The sequence below is a fragment of the Burkholderia arboris genome (assembly GCF_038723655.1).
GTDB classification, from domain to species: Bacteria; Pseudomonadota; Gammaproteobacteria; order Burkholderiales; family Burkholderiaceae; genus Burkholderia; species Burkholderia arboris.
The window spans coordinates 1,346,097-1,370,085 of record NZ_CP109822.1 but is presented as its reverse complement, the minus strand read 5'-3'; the positions used below and the strand labels follow the sequence as shown (position 1 = coordinate 1,370,085).

Annotated in this window: 20 protein-coding genes and 1 tRNA gene; 3 read left to right on the top strand and 18 right to left on the bottom strand. The window is 62.7% G+C overall.

Annotated features, from left to right (window positions below):
• Nucleotides 1-3: 3 nt before the first annotated feature.
• From OHZ10_RS23540 to OHZ10_RS23480, 13 genes are all read right to left on the bottom strand, one after another.
• On the bottom strand, nt 4-525 hold the full coding sequence (locus OHZ10_RS23540; RefSeq protein ID WP_340625184.1) for a spore coat U domain-containing protein: 522 nt from the start codon (nt 523-525) through the stop codon (nt 4-6).
• A 75-nt stretch (nt 526-600) separates the two neighbouring features.
• Entirely contained in the window at nt 601-1,161 is a 561-nt protein-coding gene (locus tag OHZ10_RS23535; RefSeq protein WP_059237303.1) for a spore coat protein U domain-containing protein, read from the bottom strand.
• A 422-nt stretch (nt 1,162-1,583) separates the two neighbouring features.
• Nucleotides 1,584-2,081: a hypothetical protein gene (locus OHZ10_RS23530; protein ID WP_155627212.1), complete on the bottom strand. Its 498-nt coding sequence runs from the start codon at nt 2,079-2,081 to the stop codon at nt 1,584-1,586.
• Between the two features lie 12 nt (nt 2,082-2,093).
• Nucleotides 2,094-4,019: a S8 family serine peptidase gene (locus OHZ10_RS23525; protein ID WP_059237305.1), complete on the bottom strand. Its 1,926-nt coding sequence runs from the start codon at nt 4,017-4,019 to the stop codon at nt 2,094-2,096.
• 141 nt (nt 4,020-4,160) lie between these two features.
• Entirely contained in the window at nt 4,161-4,925 is a 765-nt protein-coding gene (locus tag OHZ10_RS23520) for a response regulator transcription factor (protein WP_342705882.1), read from the bottom strand.
• 243 nt (nt 4,926-5,168) lie between these two features.
• A complete protein-coding gene (locus OHZ10_RS23515; protein WP_174992770.1) occupies nt 5,169-6,176 on the bottom strand; it encodes an AraC family transcriptional regulator in 1,008 nt (335 codons plus the stop codon).
• A gap of 911 nt (nt 6,177-7,087) precedes the next feature.
• Nucleotides 7,088-8,119, bottom strand: coding sequence for a helix-turn-helix transcriptional regulator (locus OHZ10_RS23510; protein WP_342705881.1), 1,032 nt, complete (start codon nt 8,117-8,119; stop codon nt 7,088-7,090).
• 361 nt (nt 8,120-8,480) lie between these two features.
• Nucleotides 8,481-8,556, bottom strand: a tRNA-Ile gene (locus OHZ10_RS23505).
• A 129-nt stretch (nt 8,557-8,685) separates the two neighbouring features.
• Nucleotides 8,686-11,103 (bottom strand): RNA polymerase sigma factor RpoD, encoded by a 2,418-nt coding sequence (gene rpoD / locus OHZ10_RS23500; protein ID WP_081051933.1) that lies wholly within the window; start codon nt 11,101-11,103, stop codon nt 8,686-8,688.
• Nucleotides 11,104-11,191: 88 nt separating this feature from the next.
• Entirely contained in the window at nt 11,192-13,060 is a 1,869-nt protein-coding gene (gene dnaG / locus OHZ10_RS23495) for a DNA primase (RefSeq protein WP_059237310.1), read from the bottom strand.
• Between the two features lie 70 nt (nt 13,061-13,130).
• Entirely contained in the window at nt 13,131-13,577 is a 447-nt protein-coding gene (locus OHZ10_RS23490) for a GatB/YqeY domain-containing protein (protein ID WP_256086623.1), read from the bottom strand.
• 194 nt (nt 13,578-13,771) lie between these two features.
• A complete protein-coding gene (gene rpsU, locus OHZ10_RS23485; protein ID WP_006479415.1) occupies nt 13,772-13,984 on the bottom strand; it encodes a 30S ribosomal protein S21 in 213 nt (70 codons plus the stop codon).
• A 105-nt stretch (nt 13,985-14,089) separates the two neighbouring features.
• Nucleotides 14,090-15,310 carry an NAD(P)/FAD-dependent oxidoreductase gene (locus OHZ10_RS23480; RefSeq protein ID WP_059237312.1) on the bottom strand — a complete coding sequence of 407 codons (1,221 nt, stop codon included), beginning with the start codon at nt 15,308-15,310 and terminating at the stop codon, nt 14,090-14,092.
• Nucleotides 15,311-15,440: 130 nt separating this feature from the next.
• On the opposite strand from OHZ10_RS23480, the gene tsaD reads away from it, so the two are divergent.
• Nucleotides 15,441-16,481, top strand: a complete 1,041-nt coding sequence (gene tsaD, locus OHZ10_RS23475) for a tRNA (adenosine(37)-N6)-threonylcarbamoyltransferase complex transferase subunit TsaD (RefSeq protein WP_174992772.1) — start codon at nt 15,441-15,443, stop codon at nt 16,479-16,481.
• 88 nt (nt 16,482-16,569) lie between these two features.
• Here the strand turns inward: tsaD and folE2 are convergent, their stop codons facing one another.
• The 4 genes from folE2 to OHZ10_RS23455 all read right to left on the bottom strand — a co-directional run bounded on the left by folE2 (nt 16,570) and on the right by OHZ10_RS23455 (nt 20,694).
• Nucleotides 16,570-17,379, bottom strand: coding sequence for a GTP cyclohydrolase FolE2 (gene folE2 / locus OHZ10_RS23470; RefSeq protein ID WP_174992773.1), 810 nt, complete (start codon nt 17,377-17,379; stop codon nt 16,570-16,572).
• A gap of 154 nt (nt 17,380-17,533) precedes the next feature.
• Nucleotides 17,534-19,438 carry a 1-deoxy-D-xylulose-5-phosphate synthase gene (dxs, locus tag OHZ10_RS23465; RefSeq protein WP_059237315.1) on the bottom strand — a complete coding sequence of 635 codons (1,905 nt, stop codon included), beginning with the start codon at nt 19,436-19,438 and terminating at the stop codon, nt 17,534-17,536.
• Between the two features lie 81 nt (nt 19,439-19,519).
• On the bottom strand, nt 19,520-20,404 hold the full coding sequence (locus OHZ10_RS23460) for a polyprenyl synthetase family protein (protein ID WP_059237316.1): 885 nt from the start codon (nt 20,402-20,404) through the stop codon (nt 19,520-19,522).
• Nucleotides 20,401-20,694, bottom strand: a complete 294-nt coding sequence (locus tag OHZ10_RS23455) for an exodeoxyribonuclease VII small subunit (protein ID WP_040139363.1) — start codon at nt 20,692-20,694, stop codon at nt 20,401-20,403. Before OHZ10_RS23455 ends, OHZ10_RS23460 begins: the two co-directional genes overlap by 4 nt.
• A 270-nt stretch (nt 20,695-20,964) precedes the next feature.
• Between OHZ10_RS23455 and OHZ10_RS23450 the strand changes: the two genes are divergently transcribed.
• Both OHZ10_RS23450 and OHZ10_RS23445 read left to right on the top strand, forming a co-directional pair.
• Nucleotides 20,965-22,071: an aromatic ring-hydroxylating oxygenase subunit alpha gene (locus OHZ10_RS23450; protein WP_174992775.1), complete on the top strand. Its 1,107-nt coding sequence runs from the start codon at nt 20,965-20,967 to the stop codon at nt 22,069-22,071.
• Nucleotides 22,072-22,188: 117 nt separating this feature from the next.
• Nucleotides 22,189-23,058, top strand: coding sequence for a sulfurtransferase (locus OHZ10_RS23445; RefSeq protein WP_059237318.1), 870 nt, complete (start codon nt 22,189-22,191; stop codon nt 23,056-23,058).
• A gap of 54 nt (nt 23,059-23,112) precedes the next feature.
• Here OHZ10_RS23445 and OHZ10_RS23440 read toward each other — a convergent pair whose 3' ends face one another.
• Nucleotides 23,113-23,988, bottom strand: coding sequence for a dienelactone hydrolase family protein (locus tag OHZ10_RS23440; protein WP_174992776.1), 876 nt, complete (start codon nt 23,986-23,988; stop codon nt 23,113-23,115).
• Nucleotide 23,989: the final 1 nt, after the last annotated feature.

Genomic DNA, 23,989 nt, shown 5'->3' with positions numbered 1-23,989 from the left:
GATTCAGTAACTGATCGTGACCTGGGCGGTATCTGTATAAGTACCGGCCGGCGTGGAACCGCCCGGCAGACTGAGCGAGCCGTAGATCGGCAAGCTCGCGACGCCCGACACGGGCATCGATACCGGTTGTCCGATGTTGAGCGCTTGCGTGTGGGCGGCATCCGCATAGAGCTGATAACCGATGAGCGTTTCGCCCGGTCCCTGCAGATTCCGTTGCGTATTGCCCGACGCGGGATTGAGTCCACCGTCGACGGCGATCTTCAGCGTCGTGCCGGACGAACACTGGATCTGCAGTGCACTACCGGTCGCGACCGCATTGACCTGCCCGGCCGACACGGCGGGATAGGTGCCGAAATCCAGCAGCCCGAAATTGACGCTGGTACCGCCGCCCGACACACCACACCCCGACACGATCCGCGCGCTGATCGCGAAGGTCTTCGTCGTCGGTATCGGCGTATCCGCCATGCCGGTAACCGGAAACATGACAGCACTCAACAGAAGAGCCCGGGTTTTGCAGAGCCACATAGCGATCCCGTCGTGAGATGCGCGTCTTGCGGCACCGTCGGCCGCCGCAAGACCGGAGAGGGTTGGCGAGTGCGCTTACCAGCCGACCGTGACGTTCAGCACGTCGGTATACGTACCGGCCGCGAGAGCGGACGTGCTGGTCTTGTTCACGACACCATAGATCGGCAGCGCGAGCGCCGTGCCCGCAGTCAACGGTACGGTCTGCGCGGTACTCGCCACATACTGATTCTTGAACGCGTTATCCGAATAGACTTCGTACGGAACGTAAGACGTACCGTTCGCCAGTGCGCGCGTACCCGTTCCGACGCTGGCCCCCTTCCCCGCGTTCTTGCCGCCGTCGACCGTGACTTTCACCGAGGTCACGTCGGGCGAACAGGTTATCTGAGTCGTGCTCGTTCCGGTCCCGGTCGTTTGCGCATTCAACGACCCGGTAAAGCCGCTCGGCTGCGTGCCGAAGTTGAGCGAACCGAAATTGGTGGTCGTGCTGACCGAACCGCTGCCGGCATTGATCGCGCAACCGCTGGTCAGCACGAGCTGCGCATTGACGGTACCGTTGATCGGATTCGATTGCGCATGCGCAAGCCCGCCGGCCACGGCGAACGAGACGGCAAGCAGAGCTTTCAAGTGAGCCTTCATGTTTTTCCCCGGTTAAGTTGATCACTGCATGGTTGACAACTGGAAGCACAACGCTCGCCGGCACCACCGCCAACCAGGCGACGGGGCCGATTCAGACAATCCGCAAACGAAACCCCGAACCATTCGAGTGCCGTCTGCACCAGAACCTTGAAAGGTTCGTCGACGTCATCAATTTGATTCGCAATACGAATTAATTGATGGACAGCATTGAAAACGATACTTGTTTGAACGCTTCCTTACCGATTTCAGGCTTGTTCCGTTCAATCGGTTCGGACTCGATTAAATCATCCACACCGATTGCAGGAAAGAGCACGAACGGACACGCGAGACGTAGTTCCGGACACCGATATCTCATCGAGATCCGGCGGGCTGTTCGGTAAATACCGGATACTCCACCGCACGGCACAGCATCCTCGTCACGATCAGCGCGCCTTCGATGTCGCGTATCGGATCGGCAAATTGACTCTCGCCTGCGGCAGCAACTTGATCAGCTTCGCCCGTGCCTCGACCGCGTCCTCGAACGATGCGAAGCGCAGCGTGCTGATGCGCACCGGCGCGAAGTAGGCCGTCGCCACCGGTGATCTGCCGAGCTGACCGGCCACCTCGCGCACGCGATCCGGTTCGACTTGCGAGACGACCAGTTCATTGCGGGTCTCACCCACCACGCCACGCTCGTTGACAAGCAGCGTCGCTCGATCGCCTGCCGAACCGGCACGCATGGATTTGGCAGTTTCGCCCGCATTCAGATGCTTGAAGGTCTGACCATCCAGCCGCACCGACGGCGCATGCGCGTACTGCGCCAGCTCCTGCGGCGACAATTGCTTGCCGGCGATCGATTCAGCCGCGTTCACATGCAGCGTTGCGAGCAGCGACAGCATCGCGCCTGAAATCCAGTACCTGATGAAAGATTGATGGCTCATGATCCGGGTCTCTCAACGAGCTGCGATGATGCGGTATTCGACGGACAACGGTTTGCTCAGGCGCGTGAGGTTACCGGGGGAGCTGTTGCATTCGGGCTGCGGCACTACGTTGACCGCGTAGACTTCCCAGGTTCCGGCGGATTGCTCACCGTAGAATGCGTAGCTGCCGAGGCCGTAGTGGCTGACCTCCGAAACATTGTTCGTGTAGTAGCTGTTATACGGCAATGCAAGCGTCGAAATCGTACCGGACGGCGATTTGACGTACACACCCATGCTGCCGATACAGACACTCCCGGTCAGGCGAAGCTGCAACTGATCGACGTTGTCGTTGCCGGATACGCTGAATTGGCCAAGCTTCTGAACGTGCCCGTATCGTATCTGCATGACGTCTGGAAACGCCCGAGCGAAACCAGGAATCGTCAAATCGGCAGCGGCGTGCGATGTGTAGGATCTCGCCTTCCGGACCGCCGCCGCAGCGTCGATCAGACCGAAGCCGTACCATGTCGAATATGCGTTGCCGGCACCATTCGTCTGCCAGCCATAGTCAAGACGCGCGGTGGTCGCTCCGTCGACAAGGTCCGAGCGGGTGTCGTACGAGGCGCTACCGTCGCCGAGATCGATCCTTGCGTCACGTCCGTCACGCGAACCATAACCAGCATCGATCTTTCGCGCGGTGGTGCGCAGGATGTCCCTGACGTCGCGCCATGTCAGCGTCGGGTTGACCGACAGCATCAACGCCACAATGCCTGACACCATCGGAGTGGCCGCCGATGTGCCATTCATGCTCGAGTACTTGCAGTCGGGATTCTCGCGAAGGTTGACACGCTTGCCGGCGGTGTCGAAGTCGTTCATCGCTTCGTTCTTCGAGTCAGCCGGAGAACGGTAGCGACTGTAACCGCGGTGACAGCCTGTCAAATCCGTCGAGAAAATCTTCGGACCAGGAACTGTCTCGCCGTACGCGCCACTATCCCCGTCTTCGCCTCCCAAAGCGGTAATCCAGTTGACCGGGCCGGCATTCGAGTCGCTTGCCTTTCTCCCCATCGCGTTGGCGGAGGCCACCATGATCACGCCCGGTTCGAGTCCTTCCGGATCATTGGCCGGATTTTCGCAGGAAATCATGCCGCGCTTGCCTCCAACCGTCGGGCAATCGCGCGTGGTCCTGGTCGCCTCATCATAAATTCCGGTGTATTCGTTTCCCGTCGCCTTGAGCATGACGAGCCCCTTGCCGCCACGGCGCTCCGGAAAAGACCGGACGGCCTCCGTGCTGGACGTGTCGGTATCGTATTCAATCGGGCTCCGCGGATTGATCCCATACGATGCATTGATGATGTCAGCGTTCTCCGACCACGACACGCCGCCGTAAGCGGCGACCTGATTCGAAACGTCATCGTCGAAGCCGAGAAAGCGCGCACCGCCCAGATTCACATCCGGCGCAACGCCCACGATGCCTTTGCCATTCATTGCCGCTGCGGCTATTCCCGCGACGTGGGTTCCGTGAGCCGATTCGATATCGTCTGGCGTGGGGTCGTTCGTATCGTTGAAGAAGTTATGCATCATCGAGCGTTTGACGTTCGGCGCCAGATCTTCGTGTGCGATGTCGATACCGTCGTCCAGCACCAGCAGATTGACGCCCTGCCCCAAAACCCCATCACGAAATACGCTCTCGATGTCGAGATCCGTCTCGCCGTCGGCCACGTTCGGGAAATCCGCGAAGTAGCTCCCTGGCTGCTTCAATGCCCATTGATATTTGAAAAGCGGCTCGCACTCGAAAACGAGTGCGCCCTGGAATGGGCAAGCCATTTTCGCCGTGCTGTCGCTTCCGTTGGCGCGGCTGCCCGCGGCGGCACCGGTGCCTGACGCATCGTCGCCGCCGCAGGCAGACAACGCCAGGCTCGCGATCAGCGTCAAGCCGAATGTTTTTCGATAACGATAGAGCATGGAATTTTCAGATCGATGTTGATGGGTATGCGCTGGTCCGCTGCCAGGATCACGCTGCGATGCCGGCGTCGGAATCTTCGCCTCGCGCTCGTACAACGGCGCAACGCGCCTTTTCCTGCCATTGACCTCCTCAAGAAGTGTTCAGGACGTACTCCAATCCAGTTCAACCTCGTCGCATTTGCCCGACAACCGGTCTCGACCTGGAATCAATTCAAGTCGATACCCATATCCCCTCACGGCGGTGAGCAGGTAGCCATTCTCCGGCGTCAGGTCGAGCTTCCTCTTCAGATTCGACACGTGCGTCCTTATCTTCCCGCGAGCTTCCCCGGTCGAAACGCCCCAAGTCATTTCCTCGAGATAGTTCAACGAAAGTGACTCGCCGAGATTCCGAAAAAGCGAAAGAGAAATATGGAATTCCATCACGTTGACCGGAATGTTCGTTCTCTGCCGCCGGACCTTCTTGCTGAGCAGGTCGAATTCGTACGCTCCGTGAATTTCCCTGCTGGGACGCGACTTCCTCGCCCTCGCGCGCCTCACGAGCGCATCGACATACGACAGAAAAACGGGACGTGACGCGGTGGTCGCGATATATGCGTCAGCACCCGCGTCCAGCATCGACACGATTTTCCATTTCTCCACACCCGACGTTACGAAAAGAATCGGCGTTTTTTCGAGCGCACCATTTTTCCGGCGAAGCAAGACCCGCCCCGACACGGAATCCAGATCCTCGAATCTCGTTACAAGGATGCTTAAATCTTCCGGGTTCTCATAACTTAATATATCGTTGAAATTTATAAAAAATATGCAATCGTAATCCGACTCTTCCAGATTTTTAATAATCCACGATTCTATTTTCGAATCTCTTGATAAAATTGCCGCCCTCTTCTTCGGCATCGTCAAAATCACGCGGCCACCTCGTTTCGTCCTCGACGCTTCAATTCGACACGCACGGCAGATCGACCGACTATCGCTCGGTTCTGCGCCCCCTCATCCGAATCACGACCCTGACGATCCGCGCAGATACGGAATCACACCCCGCTCCACGGCGATCTATCGATCGCAAAAGCCGTCGGCCAGATATCTCGCCGCGCGATCCCGGCGCCACGACCGGCCGATACGCGGGTACCGCGAACTTCGACTCGCCGAACGCTATACGACGCCGGCATCTCGCCGAAAATCACTCGGGCTACATCCGGTCCACCGGCGGAACGCATTTCTGAAGCTCGACGTATCCGCGTAACCGAGCTTTTCGGCAATGTCGTCCATGCGCAAACGCTTATCCAGCAGCAGGCGCTTGGCCCTTTTTTGTCGCACCATATCCAGGACCTCGCGATAGCTGCAGCCTTCGTCGGTCAATCGCCGGCGCAGCGTTCGCTCGTTGATGCCAAGATGCCGGGCGACATCACTGCTGTCCGGATACTGATCGGGAAGGGATTCAAGCAACGAGAGAATGCGTTCGCGATATCCGCGCACTTCCCGCGAGAGCATCGTATCTAGCGCTTCTCCGCTCATCGCGATGGCTGCCTGAAAGACCGCCCGGTTTGCACTCGGTATCTCCTGATCGAAGCAACCGCCCGGTAACGTGAAAACAATGCTCCGGCCACCGAACCGAACCGGAACACCGAAATGCGCCTCATACGGGCCCGGATCGTCGGCCGCTTCAGGAAGCCGCAGGCGAATCAAATCGATCTTGTCGCGCAGCAAATTCCTGGTGATCGCATATGACGCCGCGGCAACCACATTGGCATTGAAAAGCCTCAGTTCCGGGGGTAAATCCGGGCTGTCGCGCAAATCGATGCTGACATCGACGGTACCGGCATCGGCATCGGACGCGTCGACACGCACACCACGAATGTTCTGGTTAAGCGGCAGCATGTACGTCCTGACGACTTGAAACGCCTCTCCAAAGTTGGCGGCAGTCTTCAGAGCCAATCCGACAACGCCGTAATCCGACAGCCGATAGTGCTCGCCGATGCGAAGCGCTTCCCGCGGCGACATGCTGTTCTGGGCAATCCAGTCGTAAAGCAGCCCGCTAGGCAAGCGCCCCGCCGACCGGGAGTCGCCCCACAGATCGGGAATCGCGACACCCTTCTCCTTCAGATAATTGATGAGAGGCCGCCATTCGATATCGAATCCGATGGTGTCGACGTGATCCATCCACCCTCTCTTTCCGTTCCCGTGCCCTATGCAATGACGCCGTGCACCCGACATTTCATCTTTCATTCACTCGTCGTCCATCGTGTATCTGTCATACGCCGAGTTCATCGCGCCCTTCGGTGACGCGGATCAACACATGCTTCTCCAACGAAATCGATGCCCGACGCCAGCTTCGTGACATCGCAAACCACAACGCTGTCGCAACGCTGCCGTTCACAATCGGCGCATCTTTTGTTTCCTATTAATTCGTTATCCGAATTTTTTAATCGACATTAGAACTCTGACCAATGCGATTGCCCTTCTCAGTCAAGCAAAAAGGCCGACATGCAACGGCTCGAGAACTTCCATGAACCGCATCCGGCCTCCGCGCAATCGATCGCGCGTGTATCGAATGACTACTGCCTGCTCAATGCAAAAATTAGAACATTCGGCCCTGAACCGGGGAAGCGTAACAGCGGACAATGAGCAGGTTTTTTCGGACAACGCAATGCTGCCGTCGTCGCGATGAGAACCATGGTCTGCATCGCCAATGCATGCTGGCGAACTGGTCAGGATCCGGTCGCTGGCCGGAGCCGGCTGCCCCTGAACCGCTGTCGAACCGAAAGTATTCTCCCATGGCACGATCAGCACTCGATACTCTGCAAATGCAGACGCGCATTCCCAGCAGTTACCCATCGTGCAGAAAACCGGAACGATCGGGGAAATGGTCCGAGCAGGTATGACGCCGGACCGGTAAAGATCCAACCCTTGCCGGAGACGCCAGCGTCATTTTCCGATCGTGACTCGCATACACGAGGGTCGGTTGAGGAACGAGCAATGACCGGCGATCATCCCCGCGTCAAGCGACGCGCCGCGACAGGATTCAGCGGCTTCGGACGCGTCGGCAGGTGACATGCGGGCGGGTACCGCGGTCAGAATGGCTGGGAACCCTCAACCTGGCCATCTGCCGAATCCGGAGCGAGCACCCTGCCCAACTGGACCTTGTTGCTCACCCCGAGGTGCGCATAGACACGCTGCAAATAGGTTCTGACCGTTGCGGGCGACAGGCCGATCACGCGTGAAATTTCCTTGTACGAGCGACCGGCAGCAAACTGATGCGCAATCGCCCTCTCCTTGGGCGACAGGACGAACCCATGCCCGTCCGGTGCAAGGGATACATGCAGATAGGATCCGAAATAGCCGATCTCGACCGCCCTTCCCCCCAGACGCGTACGGCAAGGCGCGTCGTTGAAGAGCTGAACGAACTCTTGCGGCAGCGTTCCGCCACGCCACGTCGGCCAGTTCACGGAGATGAACTCGCACAGCCCTCCGCCTATGCCGACAATTCTTCCGTCCTTGTCCGCAATCCCGCTCGAGTGCACGTTGTCTGCGGCTGGAACGGAAAGCATGCGCTGAAGATTCTTTCGCCATATCTGCAGTGTGTACTTCATGATCTGCCCGAAATATGCCATGTCGATTTCATCGAACGGCTGCGCATCCTGCCCTCGGTACAGCGTGCAAAAGAAATGATTCCTCGTGAACGGCTCACTCAGCAATACCGATACGCCATGCGCCAGATCGTATTCCCGGCAAAAAGCCCTGACCTCCTCGGTTTTCCCGGGAGCGCTGTAGTTCTCGTCCGTAGAAAAAGCATGAACCTCCCCGATACGGCGTTCGACTTCTATCGCGAATGCGTCCTGTGCCGAGATGAGAAGCCACCTTTCCTCGAAGTCCGCCGGTAGTCCGATCAATTCCTTCTTGTAGACCGTCGGTGTGACTTCATTGGCCCCACGACCAACCAGCCCCCACCACGCGGAACGACAGGATATTGATTGACTGACAAGTGAAACCGCGGAGCCGATGAAGGAAGGGGCGGGAATTTCGCACGAAAGCGCGTGGACCCGCAACAAAACGTCTCCGAGGAAATTGATCGAATCAACCGATTCGCTCCGACTCGCCTGCATCACATATTTCCTAACGAGAAGAATTCAAACGCAATGAATGCAATCGTCGCATCGACGCGAGGTAAGCCGGCATGGAGCGTTGAGTTGTTGCGGGAGGAAGGGCTTGGGGCCAACGCATCGGCTTGATGGAGCCGGGGTCCGGTTGGGCGGAGCCAGTTGGTCGAGTTCGTGAGATTACCGACAGTCGTCGATCTTAAGCGATAGGACCGGACGGCGTGATGCCACACCGGCATGGCCTGATGCGTGAGAGGCATACCGGCTGCCTACGAAACCACCCGGACACCCTGAAAAACAAAAAACCCGTGAAGCCTTGCGGCATCACGGGTTTGGAATTTTCCTCGGCTGACCTTGGAACGGAATATGGTGGGCCCGGCGGGGTTCGAACCCGCGACCAATCGATTATGAGTCGACTGCTCTAACCGCTGAGCTACAAGCCCTGATGAGATACGACGCGTGCTACACGCCGCCCCGGCAACGAAGCCGGGCCGGCATTGTAACAACAAAGGGGACAAACGCCACCGGCATCACGCAGATGCCGGCGGCGTTCGCAGGAGAGACGCTGGAAATCAGTTCCCTTCGAGGAACGACTTCAGCTTGTCGGAGCGGCTCGGGTGACGCAGCTTGCGCAGCGCCTTGGCCTCGATCTGACGGATCCGCTCGCGCGTGACGTCGAACTGCTTGCCGACTTCCTCGAGCGTGTGGTCGGTGCTCATCTCGATACCGAAACGCATCCGCAGCACCTTCGCCTCGCGCGGCGTCAGCGAATCGAGCACGTCCTTCACGACGTCGCGCATGCTGGCATGCAGCGCTGCATCCGCCGGCGCGACCGTGTTGTTGTCCTCGATGAAGTCGCCCAGATGGGAATCGTCGTCGTCACCGATCGGCGTTTCCATCGAGATCGGCTCCTTCGCGATCTTCATGATCTTGCGGATCTTGTCTTCCGGCATCTCCATCTTCTCGGCGAGCGTTGCCGGATCCGGCTCGAGACCGGTTTCCTGCAGGATCTGCCGCGAGATGCGGTTCATCTTGTTGATCGTTTCGATCATGTGAACCGGAATACGGATCGTGCGCGCCTGGTCCGCGATCGAACGCGTGATGGCCTGACGGATCCACCACGTCGCGTAGGTCGAGAACTTGTAGCCACGACGGTATTCGAACTTGTCCACCGCCTTCATCAGGCCGATGTTGCCTTCCTGGATCAGGTCGAGGAACTGCAGGCCGCGGTTCGTGTACTTCTTCGCAATCGAGATCACGAGACGCAGGTTCGCCTCGGTCATTTCGCGCTTCGCCTGGCGCGCCTTCAGTTCGCCGGCCGCCATCTGGCGGTTGGTTTCCTTCAGGTCCTTCAGCGGCAGCACGACACGCGCCTGCAGGTCGAGCAGGCGCTGCTGCTGTTCGCGGATCGCCGGAACGTTACGCGACAGCACCGCGCTGTACGAATGGCCTTCGGCCATGATCTTCTCGGACCAGTCGAGATCCGTCTCGCTGCCCGGGAAGCGCGCGATGAATTCCGAACGCGGCATGCCGCACTTGTCGACGACGATGTGCAGGATCTGGCGCTCGACCTGGCGCACTTCGTCCACCTGCGCACGAAGCGTGTCGCACAGGCGTTCGACGGTACGCGCGGTGAAGCGGATCGTCATCAGTTCGGTCTGGATCGTTTCCTGCGCCTTCAGGTAGGCCTTCGACTTGTAGCCTTCCTTCTCGAACGCGCGACGCATCTTGTCGAACCACTCGCTGATCTGCGAGAACTTGTCGAGCGACGCACGCTTGAGGGCTTCGAGCTGGGCGGCGTTCGCCGATGCCTGGGCGGCACCGTCGTCCTCCTCCTCTTCCTCTTCTTCCTCTTCCTCTTCGGCTTCCTCGTTCTCGTTCTCGATGGCTTCCGCTTCCTTCGCGGAGAAGCCGTCGGTGTCGGCCGAGTCCGAAGCATTCGGATCGAGCAGGCCGTCGACGAGCTCGTCGACGCGGATCTCTTCGTTCGCGACGCGTTCGGCCATCGCGAGGATGTCGGCGATCGTCGTCGGGCATGCGGAGATGGCCATCACCATGTGGCGCAGGCCGTCCTCGATCCGCTTCGCGATCTCGATTTCGCCTTCGCGCGTGAGCAGCTCGACCGTGCCCATTTCGCGCATGTACATCCGGACCGGATCGGTCGTGCGGCCGAATTCCGAATCGACGGTGGACAGCGCGACTTCCGCTTCCTCTTCGACTTCATCGTCCGACGACGCGGCGGGCGCGTTGTCGTTCAGGAGCAGCGTTTCCGCGTCCGGAGCCTGCTCGTAAACCGCCACGCCCATGTCGTTGAACGTGCCGATGATGCCTTCGAGGGCTTCGGTCTCGGTGAAGTTGTCCGGCAGGTGGTCGTTTATTTCGGCGTACGTCAGGAAGCCGCGCTCCTTGCCGAGCTTGATCAGCGCGCGCAGTTTCACGCGGCGCTCTTCGAGCTCCTCGGCCGTGCCCGGCGTGCTCGTCGCAAACGCTTCCTTCAGCAGCGCCTTTTCCTTGGCGCGACGATCGCGCACCTTGGATTTGCCCGGTGCAGCCGCGGCTGCGGGCTGCTCGTCGCTCTGATTTGCGTCGTCTTCGACGGATACTTCGTTCAGCTTTTTGGTCATGGAGTTCGCCGTACCGGCTATATCGACTCGCGGCTGCTGGACGACAGCCGGTTGAACCGTGGGTGCATGAGTAGTACGTACTGCCGTTTCGTCCGCGTCGGCAGTCGTGTCCCTTGCGCTTTTCGCACTTGCCCGCTTCGCCGCCGGCTTGGCCGGCCCGGAGTCGGGTCTGGCGGCAGCCCGTGTTCTGGCTGCCGGCGCCGGCGCAGCCTGAGCAGTGCCGGCCGCGGTTTTCTTTCCTGCAGGGGCTGACGTGGCTGAAGACGTTGTCCTGGTGGAAGAAGCAGACTTGGCCGCTGTGACCTTCTTGGTCGGCTCCGTCGAGCCCTTGCCTGTTGCTTTCTTTCCGCCTGTCGTCTTTGCCATCGCGATTCTCGCCTCTGCTTAGAAAACAAACCGCTGGAAACCTTATATTATAGCACGCTGGGGAGCCCTCTCTAAGCGCCCCGGCCGCCTACAGCCCGAGCCGACGTTTCATGTCGGTTCGCTGCTGGTTCAATTCCGTCAATTCGGTCAATTCCTCGGGTGTGAAGGTGGATTGCCGCGCCAGCCGGTCAAGCCGGTCGCAGCAGGCGTCATAGCGCATCTTGAGCACCGCCGCCTGCAGTTCCTCCCCCGCGATCCGTTCCTGTTCACGCTGCCGCTCGGGCACCGTCTCGTCTTCCGGATTCTGTAACAGCAAGTCGCGGACGTTTTCATCATAGTCCAGAATTTCGCGGAAGATTTCCTCGTAAGTCGCCCCGTTCGAGGACGTCCGCAGGACATCCGACAGCAGCCGGAACTCCGCGCCGTCGCCCAGCGCACGCGCGTGGTCGACGACTTCCGCGAACAATTCGCCGATGCGCGGCAACGCCCGCAGGGTCGCAATCTGTTCGTCGTCGAGCTGCGACGCGATGCGCGGATGCATCACCAGCGTACGCAATGCACGTTTTTCGCTGTCCGTCACGCGTCGCCGCTCGCTGCGCGCGGGCGCCTGGCGCGGCGGCGCCGCGATTCGCGTATCGACGTCGGACAGCCCCGCGACCTCTTCGAACGGGATATCGAGACGGTCCGCGAACATGTGCATGATCTGCGCACGCAACGCATTCGCAGGCAGCGCCTGCAGCAGCGGCTTCGCATCGAACAGCGCCTTCGCGCGACCTTCCGGCTGATCGAGCGCCTTGCCGGAAATTGCTTCGTTCAACAGAAATTGCGACAGCGGCATCGCGCGCTCGACCTGCTCGGAGAACGCGTCCGCGCCGAACTCGCGTACATAGCTGTCCGGATCATGCTCGGTCGGCAGAAAAAGGAACCGGATCGTGCGATTGTCGCCCGCATGCGGCAGGCAGGCCTCGAGCGCGCGCCGCGCCGCCCGCCGCCCGGCCGAATCGCCGTCGAAACTGAAAATGACCGTGTCGGTCTGGCGAAGCAGCTTCTGCACGTGAATCGGCGTGCACGCGGTGCCGAGCGTCGCGACCGCATTCGGAAACCCGAGCTGCGCAAGCGCGACCACGTCCATGTAGCCTTCGACGACCAGCACGTACTTGCGCTCGCGAATCGCGAGCCGCGCCTCGAACAGCCCGTACAGCTCGCTGCCCTTGTTGAACAGCGGCGTTTCGGGCGAGTTCAGGTACTTCGGCTCGCCGCTGCCGAGCACGCGGCCGCCGAACCCGATCACCTGCCCCTTCACATTGCGGATCGGGAACATGATCCGCTCGCGGAACCGGTCGTAGCGGCGCGCGACGCCCTGTGCGTCGGTTTTCTCGCTGACGATCACGAGCCCCGACTCGACGAGCGACTCGTCGCGATAGTCCGGGAACGCGGTTTCGAGGTTCTGCCAGCCGTCCGGCGCGTAGCCGAGACCGAAGCGCGCGGCGATCTCGCCGGTCAGGCCCCGGTTCTTCAGGTACTGGATCGCGACGGTCGCGCCGCGCAACTGCTTGCGGTAGTAGTCGCATGCAGCCGTCATCGCGTCGGACAGCGCGGTCGCCACCGATTTCGACACCGGCGCCGGATAGTCGCCGCCACCGCCGCCGCCACCGCGCATCGACGGTTCGTGCGGCACGGTCAGCCCGACGGACTGCGCGAGCTCCTGCACGGCTTCCGGGAACGTGAGCCCCGCGTGTTCCATCAGGAAACCGATCGCCGTACCGTGCGCGCCGCACCCGAAGCAGTGATAGAACTGCTTGGTCGGACTGACGGTAAACGACGGGCTCTTCTCGTTATGGAACGGGCACAGCCCCATGAAGTTGGCGCCGCCCTTCTTGAGCTGCACGTACCGGCCCACCACGTCGACAATATCGACGCGGTTCAGCAAGTCCTGCAGGAACGAATGCGGAATCACCGTGGGATCGAGCGAAAAAAGACGAAACGACGCCCGGCGCGCGCATCGCTGGGCGCGCCGGGAACGGGTTTTACTTCGAGAGCGCGGCCTTGACCTGCGCGGAAACGGCCGTCATGTCGGCACGGCCGGCGAGCTTGCCCTTCAGCACGCCCATCACCTTGCCCATGTCCTGCGGGCCGGCTGCGCCGGTTTGTGCGACCGCTGCCTGGACTTCGGCCGCCACTTCGGCGTCCGACAGTTGCGCGGGCATGTAGCCGCCCAGCACGGTCAGCTCGGCCTGCTCCTTCGCGACGAGATCGTCGCGGCCGGCGGCCTCGAACTGGCTGATCGAATCCTTGCGCTGCTTGATCATCTTGTCGATCACGGCCGTGATGGCCGCGTCGTCGAGCGTGACCCGATCATCGACCTCACGCTGCTTGATCGCGGCCATCAGCAGGCGAATCGTCGCCAGGCGCTCGCTTTCCTTCGCGCGCATTGCGGCCTTCATGTCTTCGCTGATCTGCTCTTTCAAACTCATCTTTCACCCGGAATGGAAACGTGAATCCGACGCCCGCGAATGGGCGTCAACACAAAAACCCGCTTGGGACAGTGTCTCAAGCGGGTTGCTCGAATCCGGCATCGGCGACTCGCCGCCTGATCGGCTGCGCGATCGCACCCGATCGCGCGGAGTCGCCGGTGCGCCGCTCAGCGAACCGCGCGGCGCCCAATCGTTCAGTACAGCTTCTTCGGCAACGTCTGACTGCGAATCCGCTTGTAATGACGCTTCACTGCAGCGGCCTTCTTGCGCTTGCGCTCCGCGGTCGGCTTCTCGTAAAACTCGCGCGCACGAAGTTCGGTCAGCAGACCGTTCTTCTCGATCGTGCGCTTGAAGCGACGCATTGCAACTTCGAACGGCTCGTTCTCTTTAACGCGAATGATCGTCATGATCCGACACGAATAAAGGATTGCAGGGAAAGACTACCGAGTATAGCAGAGCGATTGGATTGTCCAAAGGCACGGGGACTGGTCCCGCTTACAGGGGCCGGCCCGTCAGGCGCCGCGTGCATACTCCGCCGCGGCCTGCCCGGCCGCCGTGCCGGACGCCCACGCCCACTGGAAGTTGTAGCCGCCGAGCCAGCCCGTCACGTCCACCGCCTCGCCGACGAAGAACAGCCCCGGCACGCGTGCGCTCATCATCGTCGCCGACGACAACTCCCGCGTATCGACCCCGCCCTTCGTCACTTCGGCCTTCTTGTAGCCCTCGGTGCCGTTCGGCGTCAGCGTCCAGCCGGACAGCGCGTCGCCGATCTGGCGCAGCGTCTTGTCGGGCAAGTCCGCGAGCCGCGCGTCGGCCGCGACGCGGTGCGTGTCGAGCCACGCATGCGCGAGGCGCGACGGCACCCAGTCGGCGAGCAGCGAACCGATCTGGCGCTTCGACGTGCGCTTCGCGTCGAGCAGGTCGGCCACCGTATCGCGCTGCGGCAGCAGGTCGACGCGGATCGGGTCGCCGGGCTGCCAGTAGCTCGAGATCTGCAGGATGCCGGGCCCGGACAGCCCGCGATGCGTCAGCAGCAGATCCTCGACGAATTCGCCGCCGCGCTTCTTGTCGCCGGTCGACACGCGCACTTCGAGCGACACGCCCGACAGCGCCGCGAATGGCTCCCAGTCCTGCTGCGCGAACGTCAGCGGCACGAGCGCGGGCCGCGTATCGATGAGCTTGTGGCCGAACTGCTTCGCCAGCCGGTAGCCGAAGTCGGTCGCACCGATTTTGGGGATCGACAATCCGCCCGTCGCGATGACCAGTGCGCGCGCACCGATCGCCCCCGCCTGCTGCGTATCGAGCACGAAGCCGTCGGCCGGCGCATGGCGCACCGCGTCGACGACGACCGGCCGGCGCCACGCGATGCCGCCCGCGTCGCACTCGTGCTTCAGCATGTCGATGATCGCGTCGCTGCCGTGGTCGCAAAAGAGCTGCCCCTTGTGCTTTTCGTGCCAGGTCACGTGATGGCGCTTGAGGAGCCCGAGGAAGTCGCGCGGCGTATAGCGCGCCAGTGCCGAGCGCGCGAAATGCGGGTTCGACGACAGATAGTTGTCGGGGCCGGCGTACAGGTTCGTGAAGTTGCAGCGGCCGCCGCCCGAAATGCGGATCTTCTCGGCGAGCCGCGGCGCGTGATCGATCAGCACGACGCGGCGGCCGAGCTGCCCGGCGACCGCGGCGCTCATCATCCCGGCGGCGCCCGCGCCGATCACGGCGATGTCATAAGTTTCCATGGCGCGGATTGTACCTGCCCGGCATCGGCCCCGGGCCGCCGCCAGCGGCAGCCGGCCCTCGCCTGCTATACTTTCCGGTTACGTCGACCTTCCTGTGGCGCGCCCGAAACGGTGCGCCCTGCCCGTACCCATGCTCGTTCTCGGCATCGAAAGCTCCTGTGACGAAACCGGCCTCGCGCTCTACGACACGCAGCGCGGCCTGCTCGCGCACGCGCTCCATTCGCAGATCGCGATGCACCGCGACTACGGCGGCGTCGTGCCCGAGCTCGCGTCACGCGACCACATCCGCCGCGCACTGCCGCTGCTCGAGGAAGTGATGGCGCAAAGCGGCACGCGCCGCGACGACATCGACGCAATCGCGTTCACGCAAGGCCCCGGTCTCGCCGGCGCGCTGCTCGTCGGCGCGAGCATCGCGAATGCGCTCGCGCTCGCGTGGAACAAGCCGACCGTCGGCATCCACCACCTCGAAGGCCACCTGCTGTCGCCGCTGCTCGTCGACGAACCGCCGCCGTTCCCGTTCGTCGCCCTGCTGGTGTCCGGCGGCCATACGCAACTGATGCGCGTGACCGACGTCGGCGTGTACGAGACGCTCGGCGAAACGCTCGACGACGCGGCCGGTGAAGCGTTCGACAAGACGGCGAAGCTGATCGGCCTCGGCTACCCGGGCGGCCCGGAAGTGTCGAAGCTCGCCGAGACGGGCACGCCGGGCGCGGTCGTGCTGCCGCGCCCGATGCTGCATTCGGGCGATCTCGACTTCAGCTTCAGCGGCCTGAAGACCGCCGTGCTCACGCAGATGAAGAAGTTCGAAGCAGCGAAGCTGGAGGGCGTTGCGCTCGACCGCGCGAAAGCCGACCTCGCGCGCGGCTTCGTCGACGCGGCTGTCGACGTGCTCGTCGCGAAGTCCCTCGCCGCGCTGAAGAAGACGAAGCTCAAGCGCCTCGTGGTCGCAGGCGGCGTCGGCGCGAACCGCCAGTTGCGCGCGGCACTGTCGGCCGCCGCGGCCAAGCGCGGCTTCGACGTGCACTACCCCGATCTCGCGCTCTGCACCGACAACGGCGCGATGATCGCGCTCGCGGGCGCCCTGCGGCTCGGCCGCTGGCCCGAGCAGGCGAATGCGGACTACGCGTTCACGGTGAAGCCGCGCTGGGATCTCGCGTCGCTCGCACGCTGATTCACGCAACGCGGCGCCGCACGCAAGACAACAAAAAGGCCGCTCGTTCGAGCGGCCTTTTTCATTGGCGCGGCAAAAAGACGCAGCGTTATGCCGCCTGGCGCTTGTCCCGCTCGATCAGCGCATATGCGCTGTGATTGTGGATCGACTCGAAATTCTCGGCTTCGAGCACATAGGCGGCCACGCGCTCGTCCGCATCGAGACGCTGCGCGACGTCGCGCACGAGATCCTCGACGAACTTCGGGTTCTCGTATGCACGCTCGGTGACGAACTTCTCGTCCGGACGCTTCAGCAGGCCCCACAGCTCGCACGATGCCTCTTCTTCCGCGATGCGGATCAGCGCCTCGACCGGCAGGTCGGCCGCGAGCTCGGCATCGATCGTCACGTGCGAACGCTGGTTGTGCGCGCCGTACTGCGAGATCTTCTTCGAGCACGGGCACAGGCTCGTCACCGGCACGAGCACCTTCAGGAACAGGCGCGTGTCGCCATTGCGGCTTTCGCCCGCGAGCGTCACCTCATAGTCGAGCAAGCTCTGCACGCCGGACACCGGCGCCGTCTTGTTCACGAAGTACGGGAACGTGACCTCGATGCGGCCAGCTTCGGCTTCGAGCTTCTCGAGCATCGACGCGAGCATCGCGCGGAAGCGCTCGACCGTCAGCGGCGCGCGGTTCTCTTCGAGCAACGCGACGAAACGCGACATGTGCGTGCCCTTCTGGTCGGCGGGCAGGCGGACATCGAGGTTCCAGACACCGACGGTCGGCTGTACGTCACCGCTTTCGGTACTCACCGTCAACGGATGTCGCACCGCCTTCACGCCCACGCGCTGAATCGGAATCTGACGGGTATCCACCGTGCTCTGCACGTCGGGCATCACGAAGGCGGGATTCATCTGGTTCATCTTGTTCAATCCTTGTAAGCCGCGCGTTCGACGACGCGCACGCCGCATCATGCGGCAGCCGGAAAAGCAACATGGGCCCGCAGGCCCATGTTTTCCGCATCAATGAAGACCGGTTGCGCCAGTCGCACCGGCACCGCCCGCAGGCGGCGCCAGCTTATGCGACGCGCTTTGCCTGACCGGCGACATCGGCCGCCGGGTTCAGAAAGCGTTCGCGAATCGATTTCGCGATGCCCGCGCCGTCGAGGCCGCATTGCGACAGCAGCTTCGCGGGGTCGCCGTGATCGATGAACAGGTCAGGGAGGCCCAATTGTAGTACGGGTCGGATAACCCCACTCTCCATCAGGGCTTCCACGCAGGCCGAGCCCGCGCCACCCATCACGCAGCCTTCCTCGACCGTGACGAGGTAGTCGTGCGTTTCGGCGAGCTCGCGCACGAGCGCCGCATCGACCGGCTTCACGAAACGCATGTTCGCGACCGTGGCGTCGAGCTCGTCGCCCGCAGCCAGCGACGGTGCGACCATCGTGCCGAACGCGAGGATCGCGACGCGCTTGCCTTCCGGCTGCGACGACTGGCGACGCACCTCACCCTTGCCGAGCGGGATCTCGGTGAATTCCTTCACCGTCGCCACGCCCGTGCCCGCGCCGCGCGGATAACGCACCGCGGTCGGGTTCGGCTGTTGCAGTGCCGTGTGCAGCATCTGGCGGCATTCGTTCTCGTCGGATGCGGCCATGATCGTCATGTTCGGGATGCAGCGCATGAACGCGAGATCGTACGCGCCCGCATGCGTCGCGCCGTCCGCGCCGACGAGGCCCGCGCGGTCGATCGCGAACACGACCGGCAGGTTCTGCAGCGCGACGTCGTGGATCAGCTGATCGTAACCACGTTGCAGGAACGTCGAGTAGATCGCGACGACGGGCTTCAGCCCTTCGGTCGCGAGGCCGCCCGCGAACGTCACTGCGTGCTGCTCGGCGATGCCGACGTCGTAGTAACGATCCTTGAAACGCTTCTCGAACTCGACCATGCCCGAGCCTTCGCGCATCGCGGGCGTGATGCCGACGACGCGCGTATCGCGCTCGGCTTCGTCGCACAGCCATTCGCCGAACACCTGCGTGTACGTCTTCTTCGCGGGCGTGGTCGACGGCTTGATGCCTTCGGCCGGATTGAACTTGCCAGGGCCGTGATAGAGCACGGGATCGGCTTCGGCGAGCTTGTAGCCCTGGCCTTTCTTCGTCACCACGTGCAGGAACTGCGGACCGCGCAGTTCGCGGATGTTCTGCAGCGTCGGGATCAGCGAATCGAGATCGTGACCGTCGATCGGGCCGATGTAGTTGAAGCCGAATTCTTCGAACAGCGTGGCCGGCACGACCATGCCCTTCGCGTGCTCCTCGAGCTTGCGCGCGAGTTCGAGCACCGGCGGCGCCACGCTCAGCACGCGCTCGACGCCTGCACGCGCCGCCGCATAGAAGCGGCCCGACATCAGGCGGGCGAGATGGCGATTCAGCGCGCCGACCGGCGGCGAAATCGACATGTCGTTGTCGTTCAGGATCACGAGCACCTTCGCATCTTCCGACACGCCCGCGTTGTTCATCGCCTCGAACGCCATGCCGGCCGTCATCGCGCCGTCGCCGATCACGGCGATCGAGAAGCGGTCGTCGCCGTTCAGCTGGCTGCCGATCGCCATGCCGAGCGCGGCCGAGATCGACGTGCTCGAGTGCGCGGTGCCGAACGTATCGTATTCGGATTCGCTGCGGCGCGGGAACCCCGAGATGCCGTCGTACTGACGCAGCGAATGCATCTGGTCGCGGCGGCCCGTCAGGATCTTGTGCGGGTAGGTCTGGTGACCCACGTCCCAGACGATGCGATCGTTCGGCGTGTTGAACACGTAGTGCAACGCGATCGTCAGCTCGACCGTCCCGAGGTTGGACGACAAATGGCCGCCCGTCTTCGACACGCTGTCGAGCACGAACGCGCGCAGTTCATCCGCGAGCGGTTGAAGTTGGCGACGATCGAGGCGGCGCAAATCCGCCGGGTCGTCGATGGTTTTCAGCAAGTCGTACATCGTCGTTCCATTGTAGGAAATCAAACGCGCCCGCATTCTGTTGCACGCACCGTAGCATGTGCGCGGCGGCGGGCTTTCGCGTCAGCTGACCCGGTTCACTACCAGGTCGGCAAGTTCGGCGAGACGCTGTGCGCGTGCGCCGAACGGTTTCAGCGCGTCGTGCGCTTCGGTGCGCAACTGCGCTGCCAGCTCGCGCGACGCCTCGAGGCCGAGGATCGATACATAGGTCGGCTTGTCGTTTGCCGCGTCCTTGCCGGCCGTCTTGCCAAGCGTCGCCGAATCGGTCGTGACGTCGAGAATGTCGTCGACGACCTGGAAGGCCAGACCCACGGCCCCCGCGTACACGTCGAGCGCGGCCATCGTTTCCGCCGAAGGCGTCTCGCCGGCCAGCGCGCCCATCCGCACGGCCGCGCGCAGCAATGCGCCCGTCTTCATCCGGTGCATCGTCTCGAGCTGTTCGCGCGTCAGCTTCAGGCCGACGCTCGCCAGATCGATCGCCTGCCCGCCGGCCATGCCGACGGAGCCGCTCGCGAGCGCAAGCTCGCGCACCAGCGCCGCCTGCTGCACCGGCGACAGCGCATCGGCGTCGGTCAGCGCAACGAACGCCTGCGACTGCAGGGCGTCGCCAACCAGCAGTGCCGTCGGCTCGTCGTACTGCACGTGCACGGTCGGCTTGCCGCGACGCAATGCGTCGTCGTCCATGCACGGCATGTCGTCGTGCACGAGCGAGTAGACGTGGATCATCTCCAGCGCCGCCGCTGCCGCGTTGCGCGCCGCTTCCGTCGCACCGGTCAGCTCGCCTGCTGCATGGCACAGCAGCGGACGAACGCGTTTGCCGCCGCCGAGGACTGCGTAGCGCATCGCCTCGTGAAGTTTCGCGGGCATCGCGGTTTCAGCGGGCAGATAATGGCCGAGTGCGTCTTCGACGCGGTCAAGCACGGACCGCATCCATTGTTCGAATGTCATAGATCGTCGTCTTCGCCGTCCGTGGCGGCCGTTCCGGACGAAAGCGGCTTCAGCGTCGCGCCGTCGAGCACGCGAACCTGCTGCTCCACTTTCTCGAGCTGCTGTTGGCAAAACGCAACGAGGGTCGCACCGCGACGATACGCCGCCAGTGAATCCTCGAGGCTCAACGCGCCGCCTTCCATCCGGGCAACCAGCGTCTCGAGTTCCGCGAGCGCCGTCTCGTAATTGTCCGGTAACGGTTCGGTACCATTGCCGGGCGGCGTGGCGCCTGGGGATGCGGTTTTCGCCATGGACGAGGGTGTCAAATTTCAAAACAAGTCGGACATTCTACGGCAAAAGAGAATTTTCCGACCTGCCGTCGTGGGCACCCGGACACAATTCCGGCCCCATCTTCGATACACAGTGTGCGCCTTCCGATGGTTGCCCGACAAAAAATTGACACAAATCAGGCACTTAATCCTAGCCTTGCGAGACGAACCGGGTATAATTCCCCGTTTCCCTAAATCGATTTTTCGATGGTTGGGTTGTTCACTGCTTTCACGCTAACACCGGGAGTGGGAATGTCCAATCTGAGCGATGCGCTTCAGTTGAAGTCGGCTCACAGCCAGCTTCCAGTCACTGCATATTTCGATGAGGCGCTACTCGAGCGCGAGATCGAAACCCTCTTCAAGAAAGGACCTCGTTACGTCGGGCACGAGTTGATGGTGCCCGAGGCGGGGGATTATTTTGCGCTGCCGTCCGAGAAGGAAGGCCGCGTGCTGGTCCGCAACCAGACGAACCAGATCGAACTGCTGTCGAACGTCTGCCGTCACCGGCAGGCGATCATGCTCAACGGGCGCGGCCGCACGCAGAACATCGTGTGCCCGCTGCACCGCTGGACGTACGACCTGGAAGGCGAACTGCTGGGTGCGCCGCACTTCCCCGACAAGCCCTGCCTGAACCTCGGCAAGAGCCCGCTGCAGAACTGGCAGGGGCTGCTGTTCGAGGCCGAAGGCCGCCATGTCGCGCGCGATCTCGCCAACCTCGGCACGAAGCATCACTTCGACTTCTCGGAGTACCACTTCGATCACGTCGAAGTGCACGAGTGCGATTACAACTGGAAGACGTTCATCGAGGTCTACCTCGAGGATTACCACGTCGTCCCGTTCCACCCGGGCCTCGGCAGCTTCGTGTCGTGCGACGACCTCAAGTGGGAGTTCGGCGACTGGTACAGCGTGCAGACGGTCGGCGTGCACAACGCCCTCGCGAAACCAGGTAGCGCGACCTACCAGAAATGGCACGAGCAGGTGCTGAAGTTCCGCAACGGCGTGCCGCCGGAGTTCGGCGCGATCTGGATGGTCTACTACCCGGGCCTGATGATCGAGTGGTATCCGCACGTGCTCGTCGTGTCGTGGCTGATCCCGCGCGGGCCGCAAAAGACGACCAACATCGTCGAGTTCTATTACCCCGAGGAAATCGCGCTGTTCGAACGCGAATTCGTCGAGGCCGAGCGTGCCGCCTATATGGAAACGGCCGTCGAGGACGACGAAATCGCGATGCGGATGGACGCAGGCCGCCGTGCGCTGATGGCACGCGGCGAGTCGCAGGTCGGCCCGTACCAGAGCCCGATGGAAGACGGCATGCAGCACTTCCACGAGTTCCTGCGCCGCCACCTCGGCGACCTCTGACAACCGGTGCGGCGCTTTGACGCCGCCCGGCATCCGGCAGACGAAAAGACGGGCTTCGGCCCGTCTTTTTTTGTTTAGACTTGGAGTGTCAGGCCATTTGCACTCCAGGGAGTCGTCATGCCACACACTCATTACACCACGCTCATCTCCGCCGCCAATCTCGCCGAGCGCCTGGCCGCGGCGCCTGGCAGCGTCGCGCTGTTCGATTGCCGCTTCGATCTCGCCGATCCCGGCGCGGGCGAAGCCGCCTACGCGGCCGGCCACATTCCCGGCGCACAATATCTTCATCTCGACCGCGACCTGTCGGGCCGCAAGACGGGCACCAACGGCCGCCATCCGCTGCCGACCCGCGACGCGCTCGCTACGTTGCTCGCCAGCCACGGTCTCAAGCAGGGCCAGCAGGTCGTTGCATACGACGCGCAAGGCGGCGCCTATGCGGCGCGACTGTGGTGGTTGCTGCGCTGGCTCGGCCACGATTCGGTCGCCGTGCTCGACGGCGGCCTGCCGGCCTGGGAAGCGGCCGGCGAGCCGCTGACGACCGACGTGCCGCAACCGGCCGCCGGTGATTTCCGCGCAGCCGCGCCGCTCGAATCGACGGTCGACGCTGCGGCCGTGCTCGCGAACGTGGCATCGCCCACGCGCGTCGTGATCGATGCGCGCGCACCGGACCGCTACCGCGGCGAAAACGAAACGATCGATCGGGTGGGCGGCCATATCCCCGGTGCGCGCAACCGCTTCTTCAAGGACAACCTGACCGCCGACGGCCGTTTCAAGACCGGCCATGAATTGCGCGAAGCGTTCTCCACCGTGCTGGCCGGCACCGAACCGAACCGCGTGATCCTGCAATGCGGCTCCGGCGTCACCGCGTGCCACAACGCGCTGGCGCTGGAAGTGGCGGGCCTGCACGGCGCGTCGCTGTACCCGGGCTCGTGGAGCGAATGGAGCGCGGATCCGTCGCGGCCGATCGCAACCGGCCCGACGCCGTAAGCGCGAGCACCGCGCAGCAGCGATAAAGCGGCGGCATGGGCCGCCGCTTGTCGTTTACATCACGCCGTACTTGTGGAACCACGCGATCGCGCGCTTCCAGCTCTCCTCCGCATCGGCCTTCACATAGCTCGGCCGGTAATCGGCAAAGAATGCGTGACCGGCATCCGGATACACGACGATCTCCGATTCGCGCGCGAGCTTCGAATCGCTCGCCTGGATCGCCTTGCGCATGTCGGCGAGCGACGCCTGCGTGATGTTCGCGTCCTTTTCGCCATAGAGCCCGAGCACGGGCACCTTCAGCGACGATGCATGATCGACCGGGTTGAACGGCGTCATCTCGTCGGTCTTGCCTTCCACGAACCCGTACCACGCCACGGCTGCCCGCACGTGCGGGTTGTGCTCCGCATACAGCCACGCCTGGCGGCCGCCCCAGCAGAACCCGACAACGCCGAGACGCGACAGGTCGCCGCCGTTCTTGCCGGCCCACGCGACCGTCGCATCGAGATCCTCCGTGACCTGCCGGTCCGGCACCTTGCTGACGATGTTGTCGACGACCCCCTGGATCGTCGGGTACTTCGACACGTTGCCCTGCCGCGCGAACAGGTCGGGCGCGATCGCGAGATAACCGAGCTTCGCAAAGCGGCGGCAGATATCGGCGATATGCGCATGCACCGCAAAGATTTCGTGAATCACGATCACGACCGGCAGGTTCGTCTTGTCGACCGGTTGTGCGCGATAGGCCGGCACGCTCGCGTCGCCCGAGCGGATCTCGATGGTGTCGACATCCAGCCCCGCGCTGTCGGTCGTGACCGTCTGCGCGGACACGGGCAGCACGGCCGCCGCGAAGGTGCCGCCCAGCGCGGCCTGCATGAATTTGCGGCGCGAGAACGGGATATGGGGGACCAGGCTGTCGACTTCGGGTTTCAACATG

Excerpts from the sequence above, each read along its gene's own strand:
- OHZ10_RS23535 (WP_059237303.1), bottom strand. The coding sequence starts at position 1,161 with ATGAAGGCTCACTTGAAAGCTCTGCTTGCCGTCTCGTTCGCCGTGGCC.
- OHZ10_RS23510 (WP_342705881.1), bottom strand. The coding sequence starts at position 8,119 with ATGCAGGCGAGTCGGAGCGAATCGGTTGATTCGATCAATTTCCTCGGA.
- folE2 (WP_174992773.1), bottom strand. The coding sequence starts at position 17,379 with ATGAACCAGATGAATCCCGCCTTCGTGATGCCCGACGTGCAGAGCACG.
- OHZ10_RS23480 (WP_059237312.1), bottom strand. The coding sequence starts at position 15,310 with ATGGAAACTTATGACATCGCCGTGATCGGCGCGGGCGCCGCCGGGATG.
- OHZ10_RS23530 (WP_155627212.1), bottom strand. The coding sequence starts at position 2,081 with ATGAGCCATCAATCTTTCATCAGGTACTGGATTTCAGGCGCGATGCTG.
- OHZ10_RS23445 (WP_059237318.1), top strand. The coding sequence starts at position 22,189 with ATGCCACACACTCATTACACCACGCTCATCTCCGCCGCCAATCTCGCC.
- OHZ10_RS23490 (WP_256086623.1), bottom strand. The coding sequence starts at position 13,577 with ATGAGTTTGAAAGAGCAGATCAGCGAAGACATGAAGGCCGCAATGCGC.
- rpoD (WP_081051933.1), bottom strand. The coding sequence starts at position 11,103 with ATGGCAAAGACGACAGGCGGAAAGAAAGCAACAGGCAAGGGCTCGACG.
- OHZ10_RS23525 (WP_059237305.1), bottom strand. The coding sequence starts at position 4,019 with ATGCTCTATCGTTATCGAAAAACATTCGGCTTGACGCTGATCGCGAGC.
- tsaD (WP_174992772.1), top strand. The coding sequence starts at position 15,441 with ATGCTCGTTCTCGGCATCGAAAGCTCCTGTGACGAAACCGGCCTCGCG.
- OHZ10_RS23515 (WP_174992770.1), bottom strand. The coding sequence starts at position 6,176 with ATGGATCACGTCGACACCATCGGATTCGATATCGAATGGCGGCCTCTC.
- OHZ10_RS23460 (WP_059237316.1), bottom strand. The coding sequence starts at position 20,404 with ATGACATTCGAACAATGGATGCGGTCCGTGCTTGACCGCGTCGAAGAC.
- OHZ10_RS23540 (WP_340625184.1), bottom strand. The coding sequence starts at position 525 with ATGTGGCTCTGCAAAACCCGGGCTCTTCTGTTGAGTGCTGTCATGTTT.
- OHZ10_RS23455 (WP_040139363.1), bottom strand. The coding sequence starts at position 20,694 with ATGGCGAAAACCGCATCCCCAGGCGCCACGCCGCCCGGCAATGGTACC.
- rpsU (WP_006479415.1), bottom strand. The coding sequence starts at position 13,984 with ATGACGATCATTCGCGTTAAAGAGAACGAGCCGTTCGAAGTTGCAATG.
- dxs (WP_059237315.1), bottom strand. The coding sequence starts at position 19,438 with ATGTACGACTTGCTGAAAACCATCGACGACCCGGCGGATTTGCGCCGC.
- OHZ10_RS23440 (WP_174992776.1), bottom strand. The coding sequence starts at position 23,988 with ATGTTGAAACCCGAAGTCGACAGCCTGGTCCCCCATATCCCGTTCTCG.
- OHZ10_RS23450 (WP_174992775.1), top strand. The coding sequence starts at position 20,965 with ATGTCCAATCTGAGCGATGCGCTTCAGTTGAAGTCGGCTCACAGCCAG.